Below are 24,213 nucleotides of genomic sequence, written 5' to 3' on the forward strand. Positions count from 1 at the left end.
CGGATGGTTAACGCTCGTCGGCGAGGTTAATCCTGTGTGGCTGCATTGAACCAGGCGACGATCTCGGCGCGTTCGCTGGCCTGCATATGGCTTAAGTTGGCGGGGGGCATCGCATCTGTCACACCCGCTTGCAAATAGATCTGTTTGGCCGCGCTGGCGATCTGATGTTCTGTCTCAAGCCGGATGGATTTCGGCGGCCAAAGCAGCCCGTCCCACGCGGGTTCCGCCGCATGACACATGCTGCACCGACCGCGCACGATATCATGCACCCGGTCAAACCCTTCGGCCTGGGCAAAGCGCAGTGCGGGGCCGGTGGCCTCTTCCGGCTCGACGCTGCGGAACATCGGCGCGGTCGACAGCCACATGATCGTGACGAACAACAGCGCGGTGACCGCCCATGTCCACGTCGGATTGCCCTGACGCGCATGCAGGCTGTTGAAGTAATGGCGGATCGTGACCCCCATCAGAAACACCAATGCTGCAATCAGCCAGTTCATTTCCGACGCGAAGGCCAGCGGGTAGTGGTTGCTGAGCATCAGGAAGATGACCGGCAAGGTCAGATAGTTATTATGCGTGCTGCGCTGTTTGGCGATCTTGCCGTATTTCGCATCCGGCACCCGCCCCGCCTTGAGGTCGGCCACCACGATCCGCTGGTTCGGCATGATAATGAAGAACACGTTCGCCGACATGATCGTCGCGGTGAACGCGCCCAGATGCAGCAACGCTGCACGCCCCGAGAAGACCGAGGTATAGAAATAGGCCATCCCCACAAGGATCACATAGAGGCCGATCATCAGCCTTGTGTTGTTATCGCCGAATTTGCTTTTGCAGATCTGGTCGTAGACCAGCCAACCAAAGCCAAGCGACAACAGGGAAATCCCCACGGCCTGCCAGTTCGCCAGTTCCGCGACAGTGGGATCGACAAGATAGAATTCCGCCCCGAGGTAGTAGACCAGGATCAGCAAGGCAAAGCCGGAAAGCCACGTCGAATAGCTTTCCCATTTGAACCAGATCAGATCGTCGGGCATCTGCGCGGGGGCCACCAGATATTTCTGCACGTGATAGAACCCGCCGCCGTGGACCTGCCATTCTTCCCCGTCCGCGCCGGTTTTGAGGTTGCGGTCGCGGTGCAGGCCCAGATCCAGCGCGATAAAGTAGAACGACGACCCGATCCACGCGATGGCCGTGATGACATGCACCCAGCGAACGGCAAACTCGATCCAAGCGCCAATGGCGGCCATATCGTACATGGGGTGGCTCCTTAGTGTAGCGTCTTGGGTGTATGCGGCAGTTTACCCTTAGAACTGCCTGACAACCCGCCCGAGACTTCCTCGGTTGATTCCTCTGCCAGTTCTTCGGGCAGAAGCAGGTTCAGTACAATAGCAATCAGGGCCGCGGGTAGCAGACCGCTGGTCAGCAGGATCTTGGCCGTGTCGGGCAGGTGTTGCACCGCGCCGGGCTCCAGCTGAAGCCCCAGACCGATCGAGATCGAGATGGCAAAGATCACCATATTGCGGCGGTTCCAGTCCACGTCGGACAACATCGACATGCCAGCGGCCACGACCATGCCGAACATCACGATAACCCCGCCGCCCAAAACCTCGATCGGGATGGTGCGGATCACGCCGCCGACCTTGGGGACCAGCCCGCAGAGGATCAGGAACAGCGCGCCGACGGTGACGACGTGGCGGCTCATCACGCCTGTCATGGCGATCAGGCCGACGTTCTGGCTGAAGGAGGTGTTGGGCAGCCCCCCAAAAAGACCGGCGACGGCGGACCCGATCCCGTCGGCATAGGTCGCGCCCTGGATTTCGCGGTCGGTCGCTTCGCGGCCCGCGCCGCCCTTTGTGATCCCGGCAACGTCGCCCACGGTTTCAATCGCCGAGATAAACGCCATTAGACAAAAGCCGATGATCGCCGCTGCCGAAAACTCGAACCCGTATTTCAGCGGATTGGGCAGCGCGAAGGCGGCAGAGCGTGACCACGACCCGCTGATGTCGCCAAAGCTGAGCATCCCCACGGCCAGCGCATAGATATACCCCACGATCAAGCCGATCAGCACAGCCGAGATTGACAGCATCCCGCGGGTGAAAAACTTGATCCCCAATGTGACAAAGATCACCACCAGCGCGGCCGACCAGTTCAGCAGGCTGCCATAGGCAGGCGTGCCAATCGCGGGCACACCACCGGCAGCGTATTGGATCCCCACCTTGACCAGCGCCAGGCCGATCATCGTGACCACCAGCCCCGTGACAAGCGGCGGCAGCGCAAATCGGATCTTGCCGATGAACAGCCCCAGAAAGGCGTGGAACATACCGCCGATCACAACGCCTCCGAACAGCGCGGCAAGCCCGTCCACACCCTTGCCCGCCACCAGAGGGATCATGATGGGGATGAACGCGAAAGACGTGCCCTGCACAATCGGCAGCCCTGCCCCGACAGGCCCCAGCGTCAGCGTTTGCAGCAGCGTCGCGACACCGGCAAACAGCATCGACATCTGGATCAGGTACAGCAGTTCGGGAAAGTCGGGCGAGTTCGACCCGAACCCAAAGCCCGCCGCGCCCGCGATGATGATGGCGGGGGTGACATTGGACACGAACATCGCCAGCACGTGCTGAACCCCCAGAGGAATAGCGCGATACAGCGGCGGCATGTAATTGGGGTCGCGCAGTTGTTCCGGCGTGCCGATGGCGTGGCGTGTCATATCAAATGTCCCTTGTTGATCACTGGCCGCTATTTGTGCGGTCCGATTATCTGCGGGGTTTACCCCTTGATCACATAAGGCGGGTCCAGCGGGTATTCGTCAAGGTTGGGGCTGGTGCCGATGCGGTCCACCACGGCGAAAAGCCCGGGCTCTGCCAAAGGGGTAAGCACGCCGTGCCATGTCCCGCGCCGAAAGTTCACGCCTTGATGCGGTGCCGTCAAGAACGCCAGCGGTGTGCCGGGGATATCGCCCTCGTCGGGAGCCACGATCACAAGAAACGGCGCGCCTGTCAGTGGCAGGAAGGCTTGCGACCCTTCGGGGTGCCGTTCAAGCAGGTCCAACTGGTACGGCAGACGACGGGCCTGCGCGTTAAAGATGCTGATGCCCGCGCGACCGTCGGGCCCGAAATCCAGCTTTGCCAGATCATGGTGCCGCCCACACAGCCCCGCGTTGATGATCCGGTCCGGCGCGCCCGACGCGTCCAGCACTTCACCGAAAGGGGCGAAGGCATCTGCGGTCAGGGGCTGCACAGTGATCTCGCGCGGGCTCATAGCGACAGCGGCATGTGGCGGTTCACGTCCTTATACAGCAGATAGCGGAAGGGTTCTTGCCCCGTTGCGATACAGGCCTGCGGACAAAAAGCGCGCAGCCACATGAAATCGCCCGCTTCAACCGGCACCCAGTCGCGGTTCAGCAAATAATCAGCCGTGCCCTGAATGACGTAAAGCCCGTGCTCCATCACATGGGTCTCTGCGAAAGGGATGCGCCCGCCCGGTTGGAAGGTCACGATATTGACGTGCATGTCGTGGCGCAGATCGCCTGGGTCCGCGAAACGCTGGGTCGCCCAAGCGCCATCAGTATCGGGCATGGCGATCGGCGCGACTTCGTCGTCATGGGTCACGAATGCCTCCGGCGCATCCAAGCCGTCCACGGGCACATAGCGCTTGCGCACCCAGTGCAGGCCGCAAGGCGTATCGCCGGTGTTCCACAGCGTCCATTTGGCCGCGGGCGGAATATAGGCGTAAGACCCTGCCACAAGATCATACCCCTGCCCGTCCAGCGTCAACCGCGCGCGGCCTGTGGCCACGAACAAGACCGCTTGCGCCTGCGCGTCCGGCTCGGGCGTGTCGCTGCCACCCTTGGGGGCAAGCTCTACCGCGTATTGCGCGAAGGTTTCGGCAAATCCGGTCAGCGGCCGCGCCAGTACCCACGCGCGTGTGTTTACCCATCCGGGCAGCAAGCTGGTGACGATGTCCCGCTGCACCGAGGCAGGGATCACCGCGTAGGCGTCCGTGAACACAGCCGTGCTTTCAGGAGAGACAGTCTGGTCGGGCAGACCGCCGGGGGGGAAGGCATAGGTCATAGCATATCCTCTAAACGCAGCCGTGCGATCCGTTCGACCTGTGCGCATGCGGTGGTAAATTCATCTTCGGTTGCGTTGGCGATGCGGGTCTCGAACTGGCGCAGGATGCCGTCCTTGTCGTGATCCTTCACCGCGATGATAAAGGGAAACCCGTGTTTCGCGACGTATTGGCTGTTCAACGTCTCGAAGCGGGCGCGCTCGGCATCGGTCAAGGCGTCCAGCCCGGCGCTGGCTTGTTCTTGCGTGCTTTCAGCCGTCAGCCGTTTGGCCGCCGCCAGCTTGCCCGCCAGATCGGGGTGCGCGGTCAGCACGCCCAAGCGTTCCGCCCGCGTCGCCGACCGGAACATCCGCGCCAAAGCATTATGTATCCCCGCGACAGAGTTGTGCGCGGGCCCAAGTTCAAGGTCATAGGCGCGTTCGGCGATCCACGCTGAATGTTCGAACACCCCACCGAATTTCGCGACAAAGCTGGCGCGGTCCATCTGGTCCAGACGCAGGCGCGGCTGAGGCGGATGGGTGACTCGCCAATGGTCAGCGATGTCGATGCGGCGCGGCGTCCAGACGCCTTCGAACCCTTTGATGTAGTCGATAAAGCGTTTCAGCGCCTGTATCCGTCCGGGTCGCCCGATCAGACGGCAATGCAGCCCGACCGACATCATCTTGGCCTGCCCGGCGCTGCCTTCGGCATAAAGCGCATCGAAGGTATCGCGCAGATAGGCATAGAACTGATCGCCCGAATTAAAGCCCTGCGGCGTGGCAAAGCGCATATCGTTGCAATCAAGAGTATAGGGGATAATCAGCTGATCGCGCCCTGCCACCTGCATCCAATAGGGCAGATCATCGTCGTATGTATCCGAGATATAGTCGAAGGCCCCCGTCTCTGACGCCAGCGCGACCGTGTTCACAGAGCTGCGCCCCGTGTACCAGCCACGCGGCGCTGTGCCGACGACCTCGCGGTGCAGGCGGATCGCCTCGTCCATGTCGGCGCTTTCGACCTCGGCGGTGTGGTCCTTGTAATCGATCCATTTCAGCCCGTGGCTTGCGATTTCCCAATCGGCCTGGGTCATCGCCTCTACCTGCTGCGGGGACCGCGCCAAGGCGGTGGCGACGCCATAAACGGTAACAGGGATCTCGGCACCCGTGAACAGACGGTGCAACCGCCAAAAGCCCGCCCGCGCGCCGTAGTCATAGATGGATTCCATGTTCCAGTGACGTTGCCCCGGCCAAGGGGCGGCCCCGACGATCTCGGACAAGAAGGCCTCTGACGCGGCATCCCCGTGAAGCAGACAGTTCTCGCCGCCTTCTTCATAGTTCAGCACGAATTGCACCGCGATCCGCGCGCCGCCCGGCCATTGTGCATCAGGCGGTGTGGGGCCGTAGCCGTGAAAATCACGAGGGTAGCGTGTCATGGGATCGTCCTTTGGTCAGCGCCTGCGCGCGCGGGGAAACCGCGCGCTGCGGGCCGTTGTTTTNGTCAACCAACGGTTTTCTGGCACTGATTTTTCGCAATGTACAGCCAGCCAACCCTTCCCGAAAGGTCGGCCGGCTGCCAGATCGGCTCGAGTGGCCCTGCTCTCTTATAGCGAAAGTTCTAAGGCGCTGGCCGGCCTGAAACTTAAACACATGCGGGGGGCATATCGGGCGGGAAAGTGAGTGGAAGGGGCCGCTCTTGCTGCGCTATGCAACACGAGTCCTGTCGGCCCCTGCCCAATGATCGTCGCACCACGTGCGACTTGCCCGATCATAAGAATTCTGTCCCCCAGAATACATACTCGGATTGTATGGGTCGCTGGCAGGCAACACCTCCGATTGAATGTTGTGTACCATATAGGCGCAGGATGATTCGCGGCTCAAGCAAAAACGATTCGGTAGGCGAATTATTTTTCGCCATCGCCCGAATCACCGCCTCTTTCAGCGCGGACGCGCCCAGAAAGCCGCCCANCAATCCGCCATTGACCTAGCCCGACACCCGCCTATCGTAAGGGTCCAACGGATCAGGAAAGACCCCACCCATGGCAAACGGCTATTTGACGACGCATGTTCTGGACACCGCNCGCGGCCGCCCCGCAGGCGGGCTGGAAATCACGCTTTACCGGATCGAGGGGGCCAACCGCATGAANCTGGTGCAGATGACCACCAATGCTGACGGTCGCACCGACACGCCGATCTTGCCCAAGGGTCAGTTTGCGGCTGGCACCTACGAGCTGGTGTTCGAAGCCGGGGCCTATCTTGATGCCATCGGAGCGGAGCCCGAAGCACCGCGNTTCCTNGACCAGATCCCCCTNCGCTTTGGCATTTCGGATGCGGATGCGCATTATCACGTGCCNCTTTTGCTATCGCCGTTCGGCTATTCAACCTATCGCGGCAGCTGAACGCCGCTGGCGGATGTGACGTGAGGGCGCGATGCTTGCATTGCGCCGTTGCCCCGTGGCACATTGCCTGTCTGATCAGACAGGAAAGCGCCCATGTCCACGCATGTATATGACCCGACCGAACTGGCCCAAAGCCACCTGCCACAGGTGACGGAACCCCGCAATCCGGGGATGCCGCTGGATATGGATTGGGTGCGCGCCGTGCAGGTGAACTCCTCTGCGGTGGAGCGCCGCGCCGCGGGTTTGCCCGCGCGCCGTTCCGTGAAGAAAGAGTATCAGGCCGCGTGGCTGCTGCGCGCCGTCAGCTGCATCGATCTGACCACGCTGTCAGGGGATGATACCGCNCGCCGTGTCGAGCGGCTTTGTGCGAAGGCACGTCAACCGATTGCGCCCGCGCTGCTGGACGCGCTTGGCATGTCGCAGATCACCGTGGGCGCGGTCTGTGTCTACCACGAGATGATCGCCCCCGCCAAAGCAGCACTGCAGGGCACAGGCATCCCGATTGCCGCCGTCTCGACAGGATTTCCCGCNGGTCTCTCCCCGTTCGAGCTGCGTCTGCGCGAGATCGAGATGAGCGTCGCCGCCGGAGCCGCCGAGATCGANATCGTTATTTCGCGCCGCCATGTGCTGTCAGGCGACTGGCAGGCGCTGTATGATGAAATGCGNGCCTTCCGNGCCGCTTGTGGCGATGCGCATGTCAAGGCNATCCTCGCGACCGGAGAGTTGGGCAGCCTGCGCAANGTCGCGCGTGCCTCGCTGATCTGCATGATGGCGGGTGCTGACTTCATCAAGACCTCCACCGGNAAGGAAAGCGTNAATGCGACCCTGCCCGTGACCCTCGTGATGATCCGCGCGATCCGCGACTATTTCGACCGCACCGGCTTTCGCNTTGGCTACAAGCCCGCGGGCGGGATATCGAAGGCGAAGGACGCGCTGGTCTATCTGGCCATGATGAAAGAGGAATTGGGCGACCGCTGGTTGCAGCCCGACCTCTTCCGTTTCGGGGCCTCGTCGCTATTGGGCGACATCGAACGTCAGCTCGACCACCATGTGTCGGGCAGCTATTCCGCAAGCCATCGTCACGCCATCAGCTGAGCCGCGTGAAACCAATGTCGGATTTGAGTATTTTGAAAAGGGTGAACCCATGAGCGTGTCCGAAATCTATGAAACCATGGACTATGGGACGGCACCGGAAAATGCCGCTGACGCACTGGCGTGGCTGGTCGATCANGGCAGCCGTTTCGGGCATTTCATCGACGGCGCGTTCACCGAGGCGCGGGATGATTTCGAAAGCCGCANCCCNGCCANTGGCAATGTGCTGGCAACGTTGACGCAGGCCAGCCAGGCAGAGGTCGACACCGCGGTTGCCGCGGCGCGCAAGGCACAGCCCAAATGGGCCAAGCTGGGCGGTCACGGGCGGGNGCGTTTCCTTTATGCCCTGGCGCGGTTGCTGCAGAAACACAGCCGGTTGTTCGCCGTGCTGGAAACGCTGGACAACGGCAAACCCATNCGCGAGGCGCGCGATGTGGATGTGCCCTTGGCGCAGCGGCATTTCTATTACCANGCGGGCATGGCCCANTTGATGGANTCCGAGCTACCCGACGCAGAAGCGCTTGGCGTATGCGGGCAGATCATCCCGTGGAACTTCCCGCTGCTGATGCTGGCGTGGAAGGTGGCCCCTGCTTTGGCGATGGGGAATACGGTGGTATTGAAACCGGCGGAGTATACGTCGCTGACCGCNCTGCTGTTTGCNGATATCTGTGTGCAGGCNGGCCTGCCCAAGGGTGTCGTGAATATTGTTACCGGTGACGGTGCCGTGGGCGAGATGATCGTGCAGGCTGAGGTNGACAAGATCGCCTTTACCGGATCGACCCCTGTCGGGCGGCGCATCCGCGAGGCGACCGCCGGAAGCGGCAAGGCGCTGACGCTCGAGCTGGGGGGCAAGTCGCCCTATATCGTTTTCGACGATGCNGATCTGGATTCAGCCGTCGAGGGGTTGGTCGACGCGATCTGGTTCAATCAGGGACAGGTCTGCTGTGCAGGCTCTCGCCTGCTGGTGCATGAGCCTGTGGCGGATCGGTTCTATGCCAAGCTGCGGGCGCGGATGGNGAAGCTGCGGGTCGGTGACCCGCTGGACAAATCCGTGGATGTGGGCGCGCTGGTGGACCCCGTTCAGGTGCAGCGCGTGACCGAAATGGTCGCCGCCAACACCAGTGGCGAGGTGTTTACCGCGGGCGATATCCCCGCGACCGGATGCTATTATCCGCCCACATTGATCACCGGCATGAACCCTGCCGATCCNTTGATGCAGGACGAGATCTTTGGCCCCGTGCTGGTATCCACCACNTTCCGCNCCCCTGCCGAGGCGGTCGAGCTGGCCAATAACANCCGCTACGGGCTGGCGGCGACGGTCTGGTCCGAGAACATCAACCTCGCGCTGGATATCGCGCCCAAGCTGGTATCGGGCATCGTCTGGGTGAATGGCACCAATATGATGGATGCGGCGGCGGGCTTTGGCGGTGTGCGCGAAAGCGGCTTTGGCCGCGAAGGCGGCTGGGAAGGGCTGGCGGCCTATACCCGTCCGAAAACCACGCAAAAACCGTTGAAAGAGATCACGGCCTTTTCCGGCAGCGGCACGCCAGCGGACCCGATCGACCGGACGGCCAAGCTTTATATCGGCGGCAAGCAAAGCCGCCCCGACAGCGGCTATTCCGCACCGGTCTGGGGCAAGTCCGGCGATCTGCTGGGCCATGTCTCGCTCGCGTCGCGCAAGGATGTGCGCAATGCCGTGGAAGCGGCTCATGCCGCAAAGGGGTGGAGCAAGACCACCGGTCATCTGCGCGCGCAGATCCTCTATTATATCGCTGAAAATCTGGCGGCACGCGGGGATGAATTCGCACGGCGTCTGGATGCGATGCAGGGCGCTAAAACCGGTAAATCCGAGGTCGATCTCGCGGTCAAACGTCTGTTCACCTACGCAGCCTGGGCCGACAAGTATGATGGACAGGTGCATGGCGTACCGATCCGCGGCGTGGCGCTTGCCATGAAGGAACCTGTGGGCGTNATNGGNGCNCTTTGCCCGGCGGAGGCACCGTTGCTGGGGCTGATCTCTTGCATGGCACCGGCGATTGCGATGGGTAACCGGATCATTTTGTCCGCCAGCGGCCCCTTCCCNCTTGCTGCGACGGATTTCGTGCAGGTGCTTGAAACCTCTGACGTGCCGGCGGGTGTGGTGAATATCCTGACCGGCCCGCAGAAGGACATTGCCGAAACACTGGCGCGGCATATGGANGTGGATGCGGTCTGGAGCTTTGGCGACAAGGCGCAAAGCGAAACCGTGGAGCGGGCCAGCGCGCAAAACCTGAAGCGCACATGGGTCAACAACGGCATGGCCCGCGACTGGGATGGNGCAGAGGGTGAAGGCAAAGCGTTCTTGCACGCCGCGACCGAGGTCAAGAATATCTGGNTCCCTTACGGCGAATAACCTGCCGATGTCCTCAAACGAAAACGGGCGCTGAGAAGCGCCCGTTTTTTTTGTGTCCGGTCTTGTGTTGAAGGCAGCGGTCAGTCGCTTTCCTGCGCCGTGGCCTCGATCCCTTCGGGTTGGCCGACAACAACAAAGGCCAGCCCGTCAGGGTCCAGCAGGTCGNCGGCAACACGTTTCACATCGTCCAGCGTCACCGCCTCGACCTTGTCGTTGCGCGTGGCNATATAGTCGATGGGCAGGTCGATCATCTGCATCCCCACAAGGATGCTCGCGATGGTCTGGTTGCCGTCAAAACGCAGCGGGTAGGAGCCTGTGATATAGGTCTTGGCATCGTCCAACTCTTGCTGGGTCACGCCCTCGGCCGCGGCTTTGGCCCATTCGTCCTTGATCACATCCATCGCCTGCCCGATCCGGTCGTTCGCCGAACTGACCGATCCTTGCCATGTTTCAGCCAGATCCATCGGCACCAGATAGGAATAGACGCCATAGGTCAGCCCGCGNTTCTCGCGCACTTCGGTCATCAGACGGCTTTCAAACGANCCNCCGCCAAGCACTTGGTTCAACACGGTCGCGGCAAAGAAATCATCATCCTTCTGGGAAATGCCCTTTTGCGCAAAAATCGCGACAGATTGGGGCGTCGGGAAATCGACGACCGTGGTGCCCGACGGGATAGAGACCTCGGCCTGTGGGGGCAGCGGTGCACCGGTTTCNGGCAGNTCGCCCAACAGTTCGTCAAGCATCAGGCCCAGCTCTTCTGGCGTGATGTCCCCCACCGCACCGATGAAGATACGGTCGCGCGCCAGCACATCCTTATGTGCCGCGACAAGGTCATCGCGTGTCAGAGCGGTCACCGTTTCTTCGGTCCCGCTGAGCGGCGAGCCGTANGGGTGATCGCCATACAGCAGCTCGTCCATCTTTTTNCGCGCGATATCGTTCGGGTCTTTCGCGCTGGAGCGNATNCCCGAAAGCACCTGCCCGCGCACCCGTTCAATCGCATCCGGGTCAAACCGGGGCGTCTGCAACGCCTGNTTCAACAGCGCGATCGACGCGTCCTGATTTTCGGTGAGAAACCGCGAGGATACGGANAGCGCGTCGTCATCCACGCTGAACCGGAAGCTGCTGGCCAGCCCTTCGGCGGCACGGGCGAAATCGCGTGCGTCCATGTCACCGGCCCCCTCTTCCAGCAGGCCCGTCATCAGGTTGATTGCGCCGCGTTTTTCGGGGGCATCCAGCGATGCACCGCCGCGAAAGCGCACATCAAGTGCGACGAAGGGGATCGAANGTTCCTCTACCAGCCACGCGGTGATGCCACCGGGGGANGTNACCTCTTGGATGTCCACNTCNGCCCGGGCGGGCAGCGCGGCCAGAACCGTCAGGACGATTGCNTAAAACAGTCTCATTCCGTCACCTCTTCGCGCATCAGCCACCCTGTGACAGAGGCTTCGCGGTTAAACACATCTTNGGCGGCCTGCATGATGTCTTCGGCTGTNACGGCCTCAAGCACATCCGGCCANTCCTGCACGTCCTGCACNGTCAACCCGATGGCAAGGGCGCTGCCATAGCGGTTGGCGACGCTGTCGGCGTTATCGCGGGCATAGATTTGTTCGGCACGGACCTGTTGCTTGATCCGTTCAAGTTGCTCGGCATCCACCCCGTCTTTCATGAAACCCGCGATGGCGGCGTCCATGGCATCTTCGGCGTCCTGCAAGGACACGCCCGGTTGCGGCACGACGACAAGGTTAAAAGTCGTATCGTCCAGCGATTGACCGCTATAGAACGCCGCTGAATAGGTCGCGACNGGNGNGTCAAACTGCAGTTTTTCGGCGAAATACGATGTAGTGCCACCGCCCAGCAGTTCGGCCANCATGGTCAGGGCCGCTGCGGTTTTCTGGTCGCCGGGATCNCGTTCCTGCGCCAGATAGGATCGGCTGACGTATTCCTGTGCAACGCGGTCATCGCGAAAGATCAGGCGACGNTCGGCGGTCTGTGGCGGCTCTTGCGTCCTCGATCGGTCGGGCAGATCCGGATTGGCGGGGATCTTGCCGTAATANTGNTCTGCCANGGTGCGAACGTTTTCAGGCTCTACATCCCCAGACACGACAAGGATCGCGTTGTTGGGGGAGTAATACAGCTTGTAGAAATCCAGCGCATCCTGCAGGTCCAGCGCGCGCATCTCGTGCATCCATCCGATGATCGGCGTGCCGTAGCGGTGGTTGAGGTATTGCGCGGCATTAAGCTGTTCACGGAACAGCGCGCTCGGGTCATTTTCGGTGCGCTGGTTGCGTTCTTCGATGATCACATCCCGTTCGGTCGCGATGTTTTCCGGTGTCAGGCGGATGTTTTTCATCCGGTCGGATTCCATCTGCATCATCAGCTCAAGCCGGTCTGCAGCAACCCGTTGGAAATAGGCGGTATAATCATAACTGGTGAAGGCGTTATCGCGCCCGCCATTCTTGGCAACNGTGGCTGAAAACTCGCCCGACTNCATCTTGTCGGTGGCTTTAAAAAGCAGGTGTTCCAGAAAATGCGCCACGCCCGACGACCCTTTGGGTTCGTCCGCCGAGCCAGCGCGGTACCACACCATCTGCTGCACAGCGGGGGCGCGGTGGTCTTCGACGACCACGACCTCCATCCCGTTGTCCAAGGTGAAATGCGTGACGTCTTCGTTGTCACGCGCAAGCGCGGCTGTGGTGGGCAGCGCAAGCGCCAATAGGGCCCCGAGGGCCGGTAATCTGATCATGGTCGGTCCTTTGAGCAGGGTCCTGAGACCTCTTACTTACGCCACCCCACGGGGTGATCAAGGGACCTAACAGAATTGTAATTCGGCCAGCGTCACTCTGCCGGAGGGGCGGAGGGCGTGCGTGCACCGGCCCGGCGCCAGCGCGCGGCCTCGCGGGGGGCATCCAGGATCTGGCGTTTGTAGGCTTGGTCGTAGCGATCTGTCGGCACGATCTTGATCTGCGTGAACCGCGCCTTGCGCTTGCGGAACGCAGCATCGGTTTCGGCAAGTTCCTGACGGATGTTCGCCGACACGCCCATGCGGCTGGCCTGTTGCACCAGCGCGGCATCCGAGGCGGGGATGCCTGCCGTATTGCTTTGCGGTGTGCCGCCAAAGGCCAGAACCCCTTCGGCAACCGCGTTGCGGTCCGTCAGGTTCGCCTGCCCCGGCGTTGGTACGGGCAGCGCGTTATAGCTATCAGGCTGCTGCAAGGGTTTGGAGGGCTGGACCATGAATTCGTCAGGCCCTTTCGCAGTACTGCGAATGTCCCGCAGGCCAGTGTTGCCGCAGGCCCCAAGGGCAAGCGGTAGCAAGACAAGAGCGGCGACAAAGCGCATGACGGATCTCCTTAAGGACTTGTTAAGGTCTTTGTACCAATATCGCAGTCACGCGGTAATTGTCACTGGCCTTTTTTCTGGGCCTTTTTCGGTGTGGCTTTCGCCGGTTTTTTGGTGTCGCCGGTAAAGTAAATCAGCCCCAAAGCGCCCGCAAAAATGAAGACATCGGCGATGTTAAACACGAAAGGATTATTGATCCCGCAGCAAGACATGTTCAAGAAATCAAGCACATAGCCGTAGATCAGGCGATCAACCACATTGGCCAACGCCCCCCCGATCAGCAGACCTGCGCTGATATTGGCCCAAAGGCTCATGGTTTGGCGGCTTGCCCAGATCAGCACGCCCACACAGATTGCGCAGGCCAGCCCGATGAGGATCCAACGACTTGCGTCAGACCCATCACCGAAAAGGCCAAAGTTGATCCCGCGGTTCTCGCCGTAGCGAAAGTTGATCAGCGGCGGCAATACGTCGATGGACCGGATACGGCTAAGCTCCATCATGTGCACGACAAGATACTTGCTGAGCTGATCCGCAAGAAACGCCGCAAAACCGGCCCAAAAAATAGTACGCATAACGACCGCTTTCCGTGGTTAGTGGCGGAAGTGGCGCATGCCGGTAAAGACCATGGCAAGCCCGGCCTCATCCGCTGCTGCGATCACTTCGTCATCCCGCATCGACCCGCCGGGCTGGATAAGCGCCGTCGCCCCTGCTTCTGCGGCAGTGATCAACCCGTCAGCAAAGGGGAAGAACGCATCCGAAGCGACGACAGAGCCCTGCGTCAGCGGTGCGGACAAGCCCATGGCTTCGGCCATATCCTGCGCTTTGCGTGCGGCGATACGCGTGCTGTCGACGCGGCTCATCTGGCCGGCACCGACGCCCACGGTCGCGCCATCCTTGACGTAGATGATCGCGTTGGATTTTACGTGTTTCGCGACGGTCCAGGCGAACATCAGGTCCGACAGCTCTTGATCGGACGGCTGGCGCTTTGTCACGACCTTCAGGTCATCCATGGTGATGCGGCCAACGTCTTTGTCCTGCACCAGATAGCCCCCCGACACCTGACGGAACGACAACGCCGCCTGTGCCGGATCGGCCAGGCCGTTAGTGGTCAGCAAGCGCAGGTTCTTCTTCTTGCCAAAAATCTCCATCGCTTCGGGTGTGGCGTTCGGCGCGATCACGACCTCGGTAAAGATCGCGCTGATCGCCTCGGCTGTTTCGGCGTCAAGCGTCTGGTTCAGCGCGATAATCCCGCCAAAGGCGCTGGTGCGGTCGCAGTCGAACGCGCGGGTATAGGCATCCACCATCGACGTGCCTTGCGCCACGCCGCAGGGGTTGGCGTGTTTGATGATCGCACAGGCAGGCCCTTTGGCCGGATCGAATTCGCTGACCAGTTCGAAGGCTGCATCGGTGTCGTTGATATTGTTATACGACAGTTCTTTACCCTGATGTTGGGTCGCCGTAGCAACACCGGGACGTGCCGAGCCATCGGTGTAGAAGGCCGCTTGCTGGTGGGGGTTCTCGCCGTAGCGCAAGGTCTGCGCCAGCGTGCCGCCCACGGTACGACGACGCGGGGTGTCCCCGACCTGCGCGGCCATCCATGTGCTGACAGCCGTGTCATAGGCCGCCGTGCGGGCATAGGCCGTCTGCGCCAAACGCTGGCGCAGCGCATAGGTGGTCTGCCCGTTATTCTCGGACAGTTCGTTGATCACTGTCGTGTAGTCTTCCACATCGACGATCACATTCACAAAACCGTGGTTCTTCGCGGCAGAGCGGATCATCGCAGGGCCACCGATATCGATATTCTCGATCACCTCGGCATATTCCGCCCCTTTGGCAACGGTTTCTTCAAAGGGATACAGGTTCACCACAACCAGATCGATCGCGCCAATGTCATGCTTGTCCATCGCCGCGACGTGTTCGTCGTTGTCACGCAGCGCCAGCAACCCACCGTGCACGACGGGGTGCAGCGTCTTGACCCGCCCGTCCATCATCTCGGGGAAGCCGGTGACCTCGGACACATCTTTCACCGTCAGACCTGCGTCGCGCAGCGCCTTGGCGGTACCGCCGGTGCTCAGCAATTCGACCCCATGCGCCGCGAGCGCCTGCCCCAGCTCGACCAGACCGGTCTTGTCAGATACGGAAAGAAGCGCGCGGGAGACGGGGTGAAGATCAGGCATCGGGGAGGTTCCTTTGGTCAGTCTTGGTCATCATATGGATCGTCGAGCGATAAATCTCGCACGCCAATCGCAGTTTCCTGCGCTTTGGACAAGGACCACCTGACCCTGCTGGCATAGTCGACGACCCGCCCGCTGAGCAGAATTTGCACCGACGCGCGGGGTTTCAGCCGGTTGCGCTCAAGGTAAACGCTTGGTTCCAAAGACAGTTTATGCGTCCCATCATGACGGAACACCCAGATTTCGCCGCTTTTCTGGGCCATGGAAATTGCCGCCCCGCCCAGATCGACGGTGGCATCCACATCCGGGTGCAGGTGGAAACGAATCTCGAACGGGATACCGGCAAGCTTCACCGCATCCATTTCCCGATCAAAGACACGCTTTTCAGCGGGCTCTATCGCGAGCAGCATGTCCTCCCCCGCGAGGCCGCGACCGTCGTGGGTCAGTTCCAGGCTGCGGGCATGGGTCAGGCCAAAGCCCGCGACATAGCCATTATGCGCGCCCTGAAACTGGGTGCCATCCCCGACGGAGCCGATTTCGACGGGCACGTAGGTCGGGCACTCGATCAAAGCCTCGGCGCCCGTGTGCCGGTCGGGCTCCGCCAGACGCGCGCTGGAATAGCCGCCAAGCGACAGGCCGGAATGCGACGGTGTCGCACGCCCCGCCCGCCGCCAATCAGCGCCAAATGAGTCGCCCGGCCCGCAGTTCACGACCAAAGGGCGCCGCCCGCTGGTCAGCTCGAACGCGAGCGTAGAGGCATGGGCATTGAACGATGCGGCCCCGCCGGGGGGCGGGCTGGCGTCGACGATCACACTGGTGCGCCCTGCGGACAGGCGCGCATACCCCATCGACAGCCCGTCCGACTGGCGCGTCTTGATCTTCGCCGTGGCCAGCGCGTGATCCAGCCAGCCTTCGGCCCCGCGCCCGCCGCCATGAAACCGCGCCAGCCCGCCGTCGGAATGCCGCAGGGTGCGCAGGGTGGGCGCGATGCGTTCGATCGCCTCCATATGCGCAGCTGGCGTGCCGCGTCCCGCATCGCTTAGCGCGGCGGCGGCCCATGTCAGAAGGGTAAATGCATGCAACAGCTCTTCGGGGTTGCGGGTGGGCAGGCCGCCCTGCGCGTCGATCTGCGCCTCGCATTCGCGGGCCAGTGCCTTGATCGCCGGATCGGCGCGCGCCTCTTGCCCCTCAAGCGAAAGACCGGCGTAGATTAACCCGGTCAGCGCCTCGAACCGCGGCAATCCCGGGGCTGCGGCATGCCAGCGGCGCGACAGGAAATCTGTTTGTTCGACCAGCGAGCGATAGAAGACATCGCTTTCGTCTTGCGAGGTGCCACGCAGTACAAACAGCGCGTGGTTGATCCAGCGGATCAGCCGCCGGCCGGTCAGATCAGGGGTCCAGCCGATGCCTCGGCCCTTGCCGTAGTGGTCGATCCAGCCCCAAAGCCAACGCTGCGCCGTGCCGCGGGCGCGCACGTCGCCAACCGCAGCAAGATCATCCATCCAGGCAAAACCGTGCAGATCACGCGCGAAATCCTGATCCGGCGTGGCGACTTCCCACAGACTTGACGCGTCCGGCGCTTCGATCAGACTGCCGGAAAACAGGAGGTTGCCCGCGATCAGCTGCCGCCCCCGCGCAAAAGACCCGATGGTGCGCGGTTCGGGAGAGGAAACGAATCCCCTCGCTTGGGTACGCGTTTTGGTCGCGGCACGGGCGTGCCACCGGTTTAGAAAACGCGTTTTTCGCGCATTGAAGCTGGTACTTGTCATGCGGCTGCCCTTGTACGCTCTGCTGGCGTTTTGCGGATGTTAGCCGCTGTTGCCACCTGAGTCACCGCATTTTGACACGGGTTTTTGCGGACGACGCAAATCCGCTCGCGTCAGTTTGGGCCTTTAGGCGTCCTTGCGCAGGCAGGCGATGTAAAACCCGTCCATGCCCCCCAGTTCAGGCCAGTAATCGGGGCGCAAACGCAGGCCGCCCTCCTGGGTTGTCCACGCGGGATCAACACCGGGCACAGCCAAAGCGTCGCGGTCGACCCGCATATCCGCATGACGTTCCAACGCCTCGTCGACCTGCACTTCGCCTTCATCGGGCAGCAGGGAGCAGGTGCAGAAAATCAAGCGCCCCCCGGGGTTGAGAAGGGACCACGCATGGTCGATCATTTCCGACTGCAGCTCGATCAGATCACCGAATTCGGACCCATCCTTGGCGTGGGGCAGATCGGGGTGGCGACGGATCGTGCCCGTGGCAGAGCAAGGCGCATCCAGCAGAATCGCGTCAAACGTCCCCTCGAACCGGCGCGCATCGACGACAACGACTTTGGCCGGCAGATGCACCCGTGCAAGGTTTTCCCGAACCCGCTGCATCCGCTGCTTTGAGTTATCAACCGCCGTCACCTGCGCACCTGCGGCGGCAAGCTGCATGGTTTTGCCCCCGGGCGCGGCACAAAGGTCGAGCACGGCCTCGCCTTTTTGTGGCGCAAGGATTTTAACGGGCAGCGCCGCGGCGGCGTCCTGCACCCACCAATCGCCTTCGGCAAAACCGGGCATGGTGGTGACCTGCCCCGCATCGGCGACGCGCACCGATCCGGTGGGCAAGACGGTGCCGCCCACGGCCGCGGCCAAACCTTCAGGATCTCGTTTCGCGGTCAGATCCAGCGGCGCACCTGCGAAATGCGCGGCCTCGATTCCCGTCATCGCGTCGGGCCCCCAGGCTTCGGTCAGCGGACCCCGNAGCCATTTTGGCAAGCGCGGCGCGCGCAAGGCCGCCCATGCCTCTGGCCCNTCGGCGGCGATTTTGCGCAAAACGGCATTGGTCAGCCCCTTGAGGTGCCCGAGTTTNTTATGCGTNGCGACCAGTTCGACCATCGCATTCACNACNCCGTGGGCCGCGCCGCCCTGNCACAGTTCGACCGTGCCGACGCGCAGCGCGTTGCGCACGGTCAGCGGCGGGTATTTCGACAGGTGTTTCTGCAACAGACGGTCGGCGCGTTCCATCCCGCGCAGGGTATCCATCGCCAGACGCTGCGCCCGTGCGCGGTCATCGGGGGGCAGCTTGTCCAACGCCCCCGCCGACAAGAGCTCTGACATCAGACGTTCTTCCCCCAGGATCATATCCAATAGGTACACCGCACTTCTGCGGGCCTGAACGCCGGTGTCTGACATGCGATACGCTTTCTTCTTTGGGGTGCCCGGGTTGTCTGGGCTTGGTTCCGGCGTATATCAAGGGGACAGTGGCCTCAAGAGGATGAGAGTATGACCGAAGCCGGCAAACGCCCCATGCCAAGCCCACCCCATGATCCGACACCCATGCCGGAGCCCGGGCCGGATATTCCGCCAGAACCCACGCCCGATCCGATGCCGATGGTACAAGAGCTTCCCGCCGCCGCGCAGCGCGCGCTGGCGGAGGCCGCCGAACGCCGCAAGGCCGCGCAGGCGCTGGACCTGCCGACGGAGCTTGGTGGCCGCGACGGNCCNGAGCCNGTCCGCTACGGCGATTGGGAGAAAAAGGGCATCGCTGTCGATTTTTAAGACACGTGCCCCCTATTCGCTGAATCCCCCATGCGCTGACCCTGCGTCGCGCAGATCAAGATTACGGCCAAGCGCCCTGTGGCGCTTGCACATAGGCGAAGCTATTTCAACGAAAAGACCGCTGACTGCCCTGCCCCCTTATCCGAGGTAAAGCGGATTTTTCCACCGTTTACAGCGACTTCCTGACAATTGTAGCCAAGGTCGTCATCGCCCCAGATCAGGCTGCGGCAGAAATACCCGCCCTTCCAGACCCATTGGCCCGACACATCCCACACGGCACCTGTACCCGATATGCCGCCGCTTTCAGTAACGCGCAATTCGACCAGCGGGCGGGTCAGTGTTTTACCCTCCACCACCGAAACGAAATCGCGCTGGCGGTCCAGTTTCTGGAATTCCGCCCAAGCGGCCCCGGTCAGCGCAAAGAACGCCGCGCAGGTCAGTAACGTCAGTTTTTTCATCACACCCTCCAACCAGATTGTTCCCATGAACATACGGGCCAGAGGTTAAGATAGTTTCACCACGGTTAAGCGACAGGGCGGCGGGTGGCGTCAGTCGTTCAGGCCCAGAACATCCAGCATATCATAGGCTCCGGCAGGTTTGCCCTGCCCCCAAACGGCAGCTTTGATGGCACCGCGCGCGAAAACCGCGCGATCCGACGCGATGTGGCGCAAGATGATTCGCTCGCCCGCGGCGGCGAACATAACGTCATGTTCGCCCACAATGTCGCCCCCGCGGATCGCTGTGAACCCGATGTCACCCCGCTTGCGCGCGCCGGTGATCCCGTCACGCCCGCGGTCAGAGACATCCGCCAGCGCAACCCCGCGCCCTTCCGCGGCGGCTTCGCCCAGCATCAGCGCGGTGCCCGACGGCGCGTCGACCTTCTGGTTGTGATGCGCCTCTATCACCTCGATATCAAAGTCTTCATCAAGCGCGGCCGCGACACGTTTGGTCAACTGGGTCAAAAGGTTAACGCCCAGGCTCATGTTGCCCGCCCGCACGATCACCGTCTGCTTTGCAGGTCCGTCCAGCTCGCCAATCTGCGCGTCGGTCATACCGGTGGTGCCGATAACATGGACCACACCCGCATCGGCCGCGATCTTGGCGAAGGCGAGCGTCGCTTCCGGAGCGGTGAAATCGATGACCGCCTGCGCGCCCTGCATCGCCTCTGCCGCGTTATCGGTCACGATCACGCCAACAGCAGTGCCGCCCATAGCAACGCCGATATCCTGACCGACCCACGCATGTCCGGCACGTTCTACCGCACCCGCCAGATGCACCCTGTCGCTGGCAGAAACCTGCCCAATCAACATCTGGCCCATGCGGCCCGAAGCCCCTGTAATCACTATGCCGGGTGTATCGCTCATGTTATGCTCCTTATTCGGTTCCGGTTTAGCGCGTGGTGATCTGCTTGGCAAAACCTCAGCGAACCCTTAGATGAAGCGCATGGCAAAGAACAAGTTTCATGAGGGCTCAGGCCCGTCGCAACGGCAGCTTCGCGTAGGCGAAACCATTCGTCGCGCCCTATCGGATGTTCTGGCGCGTGGCGATGTCCACGACCCTGAGCTGAACCGGATGTCGATCACCGTGGGCGAAGTACGCGCCTCCCCCGACCTGAAGATCGCGACGGCCTATGTGCTGCCTTTGGGCGGAGACGGCCAGGAAGACGTGCTTAAGCTGCTTGCGCGCAACAAGGGCGAGCTCCGCCGGTTGATGGCGAAGAAGCTGGTCCTGAAATACGCACCGGACCTGCGGTTCCAATTGGACGAAACGTTCGACCGTATGGACGAAACGCGCCGGATGCTGGCGCAGGACGTGGTGCGCCGCGATGCTGACGCCCCCGACCGCGGATCGGAAGACGCGTGAAACGGTTCTGGGCCGCGCTTGGCTTCATGGGCTGGGCCGCCGCGCCCGTCCAAGCCGAAACCTGCGAAACCCTGACCTATAACGGCACCGGCTATACCCTGTGCCACGTCGACCTGACGCAGGACCGGCTTGAGCTGTTCCTCTATGATGCGGACGGCAAACCGCATGGGTATTTCAACACATTGAATACGGCGTTGAAAAAGCGCGGCGCACAGCTGGGCTTTGCGATGAACGCGGGCATGTATCACGATACCCGTGCGCCGGTGGGCTATTACCTTGAGAATGGCAAAGAATATCAGCAGGTGATCAGCAGCGACGGCCCCGGTAACTTTGGCCTGCTGCCCAATGGCGTGCTCTGCCTGCGCGACGGGCGTGCCGATGTGATCGAAACCAAAGCTTTTCTGCGCGACGCCCCCGACTGCCGCAGCGCCACACAATCGGGACCGATGTTGGTGATCGATGGCAAGATGCATCCGCGCTTTCTGAAGGATGGCGCCTCGCGCTATATCCGCAACGGCGTCGGCACCAGCGCCGATGGCAAACGCGCGGTTTTTGCCATCTCGAACGAGACGGTGAATTTCTATGATTTCGCACTGCTGTTCCGGGATCACCTAAAGCTGCCAAATGCGCTTTATTTTGATGGCAATATCTCGAGGATGCGCGCACCCGATCTGGGCCGCAATGACCTGGGCTTTAGCGCGCTTGGCCCTATCATTGGCGTCGTGAAGCCCGACGCGCCGTAGCGCAACAAGAGTTTTCTTGCCTTCGGCGAGGATTTTTCACCATTTGGAAGCCAGAGTCTCTGGGCAATCTTGCCGGACCTTTGATAGGAGGCGGGCAAATCAATTAAGGGCATTTGATATGGGACGCAGGCGCAAGGGACGGGATATTTCGGGGTGGTTGGTGGTGGACAAGCCCGCTGGCCCGACCTCTACGACCGTGGTGAACAAGGTCCGTTGGGCGCTGAACGCGAATAAGGCGGGCCATGCGGGCACCCTTGACCCCGAGGCCACCGGCGTTCTGGCGATCGCGCTTGGCGAGGCGACCAAGACGGTTCCCTTTATCACGGACGCGATGAAAGCCTATGAGTTCACGGTCCGCCTTGGGATCGCGACAAATACCGATGATGCCGAGGGCGAGGTCATCGCAACCTCGGAGCTGCGACCCGATGACGACGCGATCAAGGATGCTTTGGGCAAGTTTATCGGTGACATTCAGCAGGTGCCGCCGCAGTTTTCCGCCGTGAAAATCGACGGCCAGCGCGCCTATAAACTGGCGCGCGACGGTGAAACGATGGAACTGGCAGCCCGCCCGCTTTTTGTCGAACAGCTGCTGCTGGTGGACCGCCCCGATGCCGACCACGTGACGTTGGAGATGGTGTGCGGCAAGGGCGGCTATGTCCGGTCGATTGCGCGCGATCTGGGACAAGCCTTGGGATGTCTGGGCCACGTGCGCGAATTGCGCCGCATCTGGTCGGGCCCGTTCGAGGCCTCTGAAGGGCTGACGCTGGCGCAGATCGAAGAGATGGCGCGCACAGACGCTTTGGACGCGCATTTGCTGCCGTTAGAGCAAGGGTTGCAGGACCTGCCAGAGGTGAAAGCCACGCCGGAAGGGGCCACCCGTCTGCGCAACGGCAATCCCGGCATGGTGATCGCCCATGACGTTGAATATGGCGACGAGGTCTGGGCGTCGTTTGAGGGCCGCGCCGTTGCTGTTGGGCGTTTCAAGGCGGGCGAATTGCATCCGTCGCGTGTGTTCAACCAGCCCGGTTCTGCGTGATCACGCGCAGCCATACCAAGGGCGACGCGCCGTCGACAGCTGTCTATTCGGACTGCGAAAACTACCGCTATAGTCTGACCCGCGTCTGGCACCCCGAGGCGGAGCGGGTGCTGTTCGTCATGCTAAATCCGTCAAAAGCGACGGAAATTGAAAACGACCCAACTGTCGAGCGGTGCGAGCGCCGTGCCCGCGCCTTGGGCTTCGGGGGGTTTCAGGTCACCAATATCTTTGCCTGGCGCGAAACCAGCCCCAAGCTGATGCGTCAGGCCAAAGACCCCGTCGGCCCTGATAACGATATGATTTTGAACGAAGGTATCTTGTGGGCCGATCAGGTGATCGCGGCTTGGGGCACCCATGGCGCACATCTTGGACGGGGTGCGCAGGTGCAAGAACTGCTATCGCGCAGCCAAACGCCCGTGTACCATTTGGGCCTGTCCAAAGACGGGCACCCCAAGCATCCTTTATATATCCGATATACTCAGGAACCGATTTTCTGGGGTCTTTAGGGCAAGCTTAACTTTCTTGATTCTATGGTGCTGATGCGGCCTTGGGTTTTGGGGCTGTTTCATCTGTATCCCCGCGTGATGCGGGCAATAGGGTCGGGTTTGCACATGCTGTTTCTTGCCGGATTAATGGGGTTGATCACCGTCGGGGCCGCCGCCTTTATCGACATCGGGGTCGAGGAAGAGGAGTCTGCCACCGACGATGATGCACCGGCCGGCGATGTGATATCCGGCACACCCCGTGACGACCTGATCATCGGCTCCGGCGGCAGCGATCAGATCGCGGGCTATGGCGGTGATGACCTTGTGGAGGCGCGGAATGGCGATGACACCGTTTTTGGGGACAGCGGCGATGATACCTTGAGGGGCGGCGCGGGGAACGATGACCTGCATGGCAATGATGGCGATGATCTATTGGTGGGGGCCGAGGATGCGGATGGGCTTACCGGCCATAATGACGATGACATCCTGCANGGCGGCGCGGGCCACGATACGCTAAACGGCTCNGCCGGGGGTGATACGCTATTTGGGGATAGCGGGGATGACGCCGTGATGGGCGGTTTGGGCGATGACCTGCTGATTGGGGGGCGCGGGCAAGACGCGCTCTTTGGTGGATGGGGGAACGATACGNTTGACGGCACTGTCGATCCGGACCGGCAGGATGCGCGCGTCACCGATATTGACGAAGGGGATTACCTGAATGGCGGCGGCGGCGATGATGTGATCCTTGCGGGATCAAACGATACGGTGACCCCGGGCGCAGGGCGTGATGATGTGATCCTTGGTGATTGGGTCAGCCCCGATGGCATCGTCGATATCCGCAGTTTCGACATAGAAGATGACAGCCTGCTGCTGGTCTGGGACGACAGCGATGCAGCCGCGACAGCGCCCAAAGTGGCAGTTGCGCCGGATCCGGAGGATCTGCACTCCCATCTGATATCAATGGACGGTGCGATTGTGGCGATGGTGCAGTCGGACCAGTTGCTGATGCCGGGCGACCTATCGCTTATCCCCCTCAGCTCGGCCCTCGCTGCGGGGCTAACGCGCGGCTGAACCGCCGATGCCCTCTCACCGGACAAAGAAGCCAACGCGCCCCGCGACG

The 24,213-nt window shown here is 61.7% G+C and carries 23 protein-coding genes; 9 read left to right on the forward strand and 14 right to left on the reverse strand.

Translation table 11 applies throughout. The features are described from left to right. Positions 1 to 26 precede the first annotated feature (26 nt). Genes CBB63_RS07380 through puuE form a run of 5 tightly spaced genes read right to left on the reverse strand, consistent with a single transcriptional unit; the run spans position 27 to position 5,476 of the window. Positions 27 to 1,250: a urate hydroxylase PuuD gene (locus CBB63_RS07380; RefSeq protein ID WP_005850221.1), complete on the reverse strand. Its 1,224-nt coding sequence runs from the start codon at positions 1,248 to 1,250 to the stop codon at positions 27 to 29. An 11-nt stretch (positions 1,251 to 1,261) separates the two neighbouring features. Continuing rightward, complete coding sequence (locus CBB63_RS07385; protein ID WP_005850223.1) at positions 1,262 to 2,704, reverse strand: uracil-xanthine permease family protein; 1,443 nt, start codon at positions 2,702 to 2,704, stop codon at positions 1,262 to 1,264. 59 nt (positions 2,705 to 2,763) lie between these two features. Beyond that, positions 2,764 to 3,255 carry an ureidoglycolate lyase gene (locus CBB63_RS07390; RefSeq protein WP_286698690.1) on the reverse strand — a complete coding sequence of 164 codons (492 nt, stop codon included), beginning with the start codon at positions 3,253 to 3,255 and terminating at the stop codon, positions 2,764 to 2,766. Then, complete coding sequence (locus tag CBB63_RS07395; RefSeq protein WP_005850227.1) at positions 3,252 to 4,067, reverse strand: bifunctional allantoicase/(S)-ureidoglycine aminohydrolase; 816 nt, start codon at positions 4,065 to 4,067, stop codon at positions 3,252 to 3,254. Before CBB63_RS07395 ends, CBB63_RS07390 begins: the two co-directional genes overlap by 4 nt. Continuing rightward, on the reverse strand, positions 4,064 to 5,476 hold the full coding sequence (puuE, locus tag CBB63_RS07400; RefSeq protein ID WP_286698691.1) for an allantoinase PuuE: 1,413 nt from the start codon (positions 5,474 to 5,476) through the stop codon (positions 4,064 to 4,066). The genes CBB63_RS07395 and puuE overlap by 4 nt, the downstream gene beginning before the upstream one ends. 603 nt (positions 5,477 to 6,079) lie before the next feature. Between puuE and uraH the strand changes: the two genes are divergently transcribed. From uraH to CBB63_RS07415, 3 genes are all read left to right on the forward strand, one after another. After that, positions 6,080 to 6,439 (forward strand): hydroxyisourate hydrolase, encoded by a 360-nt coding sequence (uraH, locus tag CBB63_RS07405; RefSeq protein ID WP_286698692.1) that lies wholly within the window; start codon positions 6,080 to 6,082, stop codon positions 6,437 to 6,439. A gap of 93 nt (positions 6,440 to 6,532) precedes the next feature. Further along, positions 6,533 to 7,534 (forward strand): deoxyribose-phosphate aldolase, encoded by a 1,002-nt coding sequence (gene deoC / locus CBB63_RS07410; protein ID WP_286698693.1) that lies wholly within the window; start codon positions 6,533 to 6,535, stop codon positions 7,532 to 7,534. Between the two features lie 49 nt (positions 7,535 to 7,583). After that, positions 7,584 to 9,923: an aldehyde dehydrogenase family protein gene (locus CBB63_RS07415; protein ID WP_286698694.1), complete on the forward strand. Its 2,340-nt coding sequence runs from the start codon at positions 7,584 to 7,586 to the stop codon at positions 9,921 to 9,923. Between the two features lie 80 nt (positions 9,924 to 10,003). Here CBB63_RS07415 and CBB63_RS07420 read toward each other — a convergent pair whose 3' ends face one another. The 7 genes from CBB63_RS07420 to CBB63_RS07450 form a co-directional block, all read right to left on the reverse strand. Then, the gene (locus tag CBB63_RS07420) at positions 10,004 to 11,326 is read right to left on the reverse strand and encodes a M16 family metallopeptidase (RefSeq protein ID WP_286698695.1); all 1,323 of its coding nucleotides are present in this window, start codon (positions 11,324 to 11,326) and stop codon (positions 10,004 to 10,006) included. Further along, on the reverse strand, positions 11,323 to 12,666 hold the full coding sequence (locus tag CBB63_RS07425) for a M16 family metallopeptidase (RefSeq protein WP_286698696.1): 1,344 nt from the start codon (positions 12,664 to 12,666) through the stop codon (positions 11,323 to 11,325). Before CBB63_RS07425 ends, CBB63_RS07420 begins: the two co-directional genes overlap by 4 nt. 92 nt (positions 12,667 to 12,758) lie before the next feature. Beyond that, entirely contained in the window at positions 12,759 to 13,262 is a 504-nt protein-coding gene (locus tag CBB63_RS07430; protein WP_286698697.1) for a DUF3035 domain-containing protein, read from the reverse strand. A gap of 62 nt (positions 13,263 to 13,324) precedes the next feature. Beyond that, complete coding sequence (gene lspA / locus CBB63_RS07435; protein WP_009825463.1) at positions 13,325 to 13,834, reverse strand: signal peptidase II; 510 nt, start codon at positions 13,832 to 13,834, stop codon at positions 13,325 to 13,327. A gap of 18 nt (positions 13,835 to 13,852) precedes the next feature. Next, positions 13,853 to 15,439: a bifunctional phosphoribosylaminoimidazolecarboxamide formyltransferase/IMP cyclohydrolase gene (gene purH, locus CBB63_RS07440; protein WP_037942799.1), complete on the reverse strand. Its 1,587-nt coding sequence runs from the start codon at positions 15,437 to 15,439 to the stop codon at positions 13,853 to 13,855. 17 nt (positions 15,440 to 15,456) lie between these two features. Further along, on the reverse strand, positions 15,457 to 17,205 hold the full coding sequence (locus CBB63_RS07445; protein ID WP_286698698.1) for a heparinase II/III family protein: 1,749 nt from the start codon (positions 17,203 to 17,205) through the stop codon (positions 15,457 to 15,459). A 123-nt stretch (positions 17,206 to 17,328) separates the two neighbouring features. Next, the gene (locus tag CBB63_RS07450; protein WP_286698699.1) at positions 17,329 to 18,600 is read right to left on the reverse strand and encodes an RsmB/NOP family class I SAM-dependent RNA methyltransferase; all 1,272 of its coding nucleotides are present in this window, start codon (positions 18,598 to 18,600) and stop codon (positions 17,329 to 17,331) included. A gap of 192 nt (positions 18,601 to 18,792) precedes the next feature. On the opposite strand from CBB63_RS07450, the gene CBB63_RS07455 reads away from it, so the two are divergent. Next, entirely contained in the window at positions 18,793 to 18,966 is a 174-nt protein-coding gene (locus CBB63_RS07455) for a DUF1674 domain-containing protein (RefSeq protein WP_197145971.1), read from the forward strand. Between the two features lie 101 nt (positions 18,967 to 19,067). On the opposite strand, the gene CBB63_RS07460 is transcribed toward CBB63_RS07455, so the two are convergent. Beyond that, complete coding sequence (locus CBB63_RS07460; RefSeq protein ID WP_474177419.1) at positions 19,068 to 19,424, reverse strand: dihydrodipicolinate reductase; 357 nt, start codon at positions 19,422 to 19,424, stop codon at positions 19,068 to 19,070. A 90-nt stretch (positions 19,425 to 19,514) separates the two neighbouring features. Then, positions 19,515 to 20,330 (reverse strand): 4-hydroxy-tetrahydrodipicolinate reductase, encoded by an 816-nt coding sequence (gene dapB / locus CBB63_RS07465; protein ID WP_037953959.1) that lies wholly within the window; start codon positions 20,328 to 20,330, stop codon positions 19,515 to 19,517. A 79-nt stretch (positions 20,331 to 20,409) separates the two neighbouring features. Between dapB and rbfA the strand changes: the two genes are divergently transcribed. The 5 genes from rbfA to CBB63_RS07490 all read left to right on the forward strand — a co-directional run bounded on the left by rbfA (position 20,410) and on the right by CBB63_RS07490 (position 24,164). Further along, positions 20,410 to 20,829 carry a 30S ribosome-binding factor RbfA gene (rbfA, locus tag CBB63_RS07470; RefSeq protein WP_037953962.1) on the forward strand — a complete coding sequence of 140 codons (420 nt, stop codon included), beginning with the start codon at positions 20,410 to 20,412 and terminating at the stop codon, positions 20,827 to 20,829. Next, positions 20,826 to 21,572: a phosphodiester glycosidase family protein gene (locus CBB63_RS07475; protein WP_286698701.1), complete on the forward strand. Its 747-nt coding sequence runs from the start codon at positions 20,826 to 20,828 to the stop codon at positions 21,570 to 21,572. Before rbfA ends, CBB63_RS07475 begins: the two co-directional genes overlap by 4 nt. Positions 21,573 to 21,690: 118 nt before the next feature. Beyond that, positions 21,691 to 22,608: a tRNA pseudouridine(55) synthase TruB gene (gene truB, locus CBB63_RS07480; protein ID WP_005850261.1), complete on the forward strand. Its 918-nt coding sequence runs from the start codon at positions 21,691 to 21,693 to the stop codon at positions 22,606 to 22,608. Beyond that, positions 22,605 to 23,114 carry a DUF1643 domain-containing protein gene (locus CBB63_RS07485; RefSeq protein ID WP_286698702.1) on the forward strand — a complete coding sequence of 170 codons (510 nt, stop codon included), beginning with the start codon at positions 22,605 to 22,607 and terminating at the stop codon, positions 23,112 to 23,114. Before truB ends, CBB63_RS07485 begins: the two co-directional genes overlap by 4 nt. A 126-nt stretch (positions 23,115 to 23,240) precedes the next feature. Further along, positions 23,241 to 24,164: a calcium-binding protein gene (locus tag CBB63_RS07490; RefSeq protein WP_502695882.1), complete on the forward strand. Its 924-nt coding sequence runs from the start codon at positions 23,241 to 23,243 to the stop codon at positions 24,162 to 24,164. Positions 24,165 to 24,213: the final 49 nt, after the last annotated feature.

Origin of the sequence: Sulfitobacter sp. TMED3, from assembly GCF_002167505.1 — a bacterium.
GTDB lineage: Bacteria > Pseudomonadota > Alphaproteobacteria > Rhodobacterales > Rhodobacteraceae > Sulfitobacter > Sulfitobacter pontiacus.

Bases quoted from the DNA above. Each gene is read 5' to 3' on its own strand.
- CBB63_RS07380 (WP_005850221.1), bottom strand. From the start codon at position 1,250: ATGTACGATATGGCCGCCATTGGCGCTTGGATCGAGTTTGCCGTTCGC.
- CBB63_RS07385 (WP_005850223.1), bottom strand. From the start codon at position 2,704: ATGACACGCCACGCCATCGGCACGCCGGAACAACTGCGCGACCCCAAT.
- CBB63_RS07390 (WP_286698690.1), bottom strand. From the start codon at position 3,255: ATGAGCCCGCGCGAGATCACTGTGCAGCCCCTGACCGCAGATGCCTTC.
- CBB63_RS07395 (WP_005850227.1), bottom strand. From the start codon at position 4,067: ATGACCTATGCCTTCCCCCCCGGCGGTCTGCCCGACCAGACTGTCTCT.
- puuE (WP_286698691.1), bottom strand. From the start codon at position 5,476: ATGACACGCTACCCTCGTGATTTTCACGGCTACGGCCCCACACCGCCT.
- CBB63_RS07430 (WP_286698697.1), bottom strand. From the start codon at position 13,262: ATGCGCTTTGTCGCCGCTCTTGTCTTGCTACCGCTTGCCCTTGGGGCC.
- lspA (WP_009825463.1), bottom strand. From the start codon at position 13,834: ATGCGTACTATTTTTTGGGCCGGTTTTGCGGCGTTTCTTGCGGATCAG.
- purH (WP_037942799.1), bottom strand. From the start codon at position 15,439: ATGCCTGATCTTCACCCCGTCTCCCGCGCGCTTCTTTCCGTATCTGAC.
- CBB63_RS07445 (WP_286698698.1), bottom strand. From the start codon at position 17,205: ATGACAAGTACCAGCTTCAATGCGCGAAAAACGCGTTTTCTAAACCGG.
- CBB63_RS07460 (WP_474177419.1), bottom strand. From the start codon at position 19,424: ATGAAAAAACTGACGTTACTGACCTGCGCGGCGTTCTTTGCGCTGACC.
- dapB (WP_037953959.1), bottom strand. From the start codon at position 20,330: ATGAGCGATACACCCGGCATAGTGATTACAGGGGCTTCGGGCCGCATG.
- rbfA (WP_037953962.1), top strand. From the start codon at position 20,410: ATGGCAAAGAACAAGTTTCATGAGGGCTCAGGCCCGTCGCAACGGCAG.
- truB (WP_005850261.1), top strand. From the start codon at position 21,691: ATGGGACGCAGGCGCAAGGGACGGGATATTTCGGGGTGGTTGGTGGTG.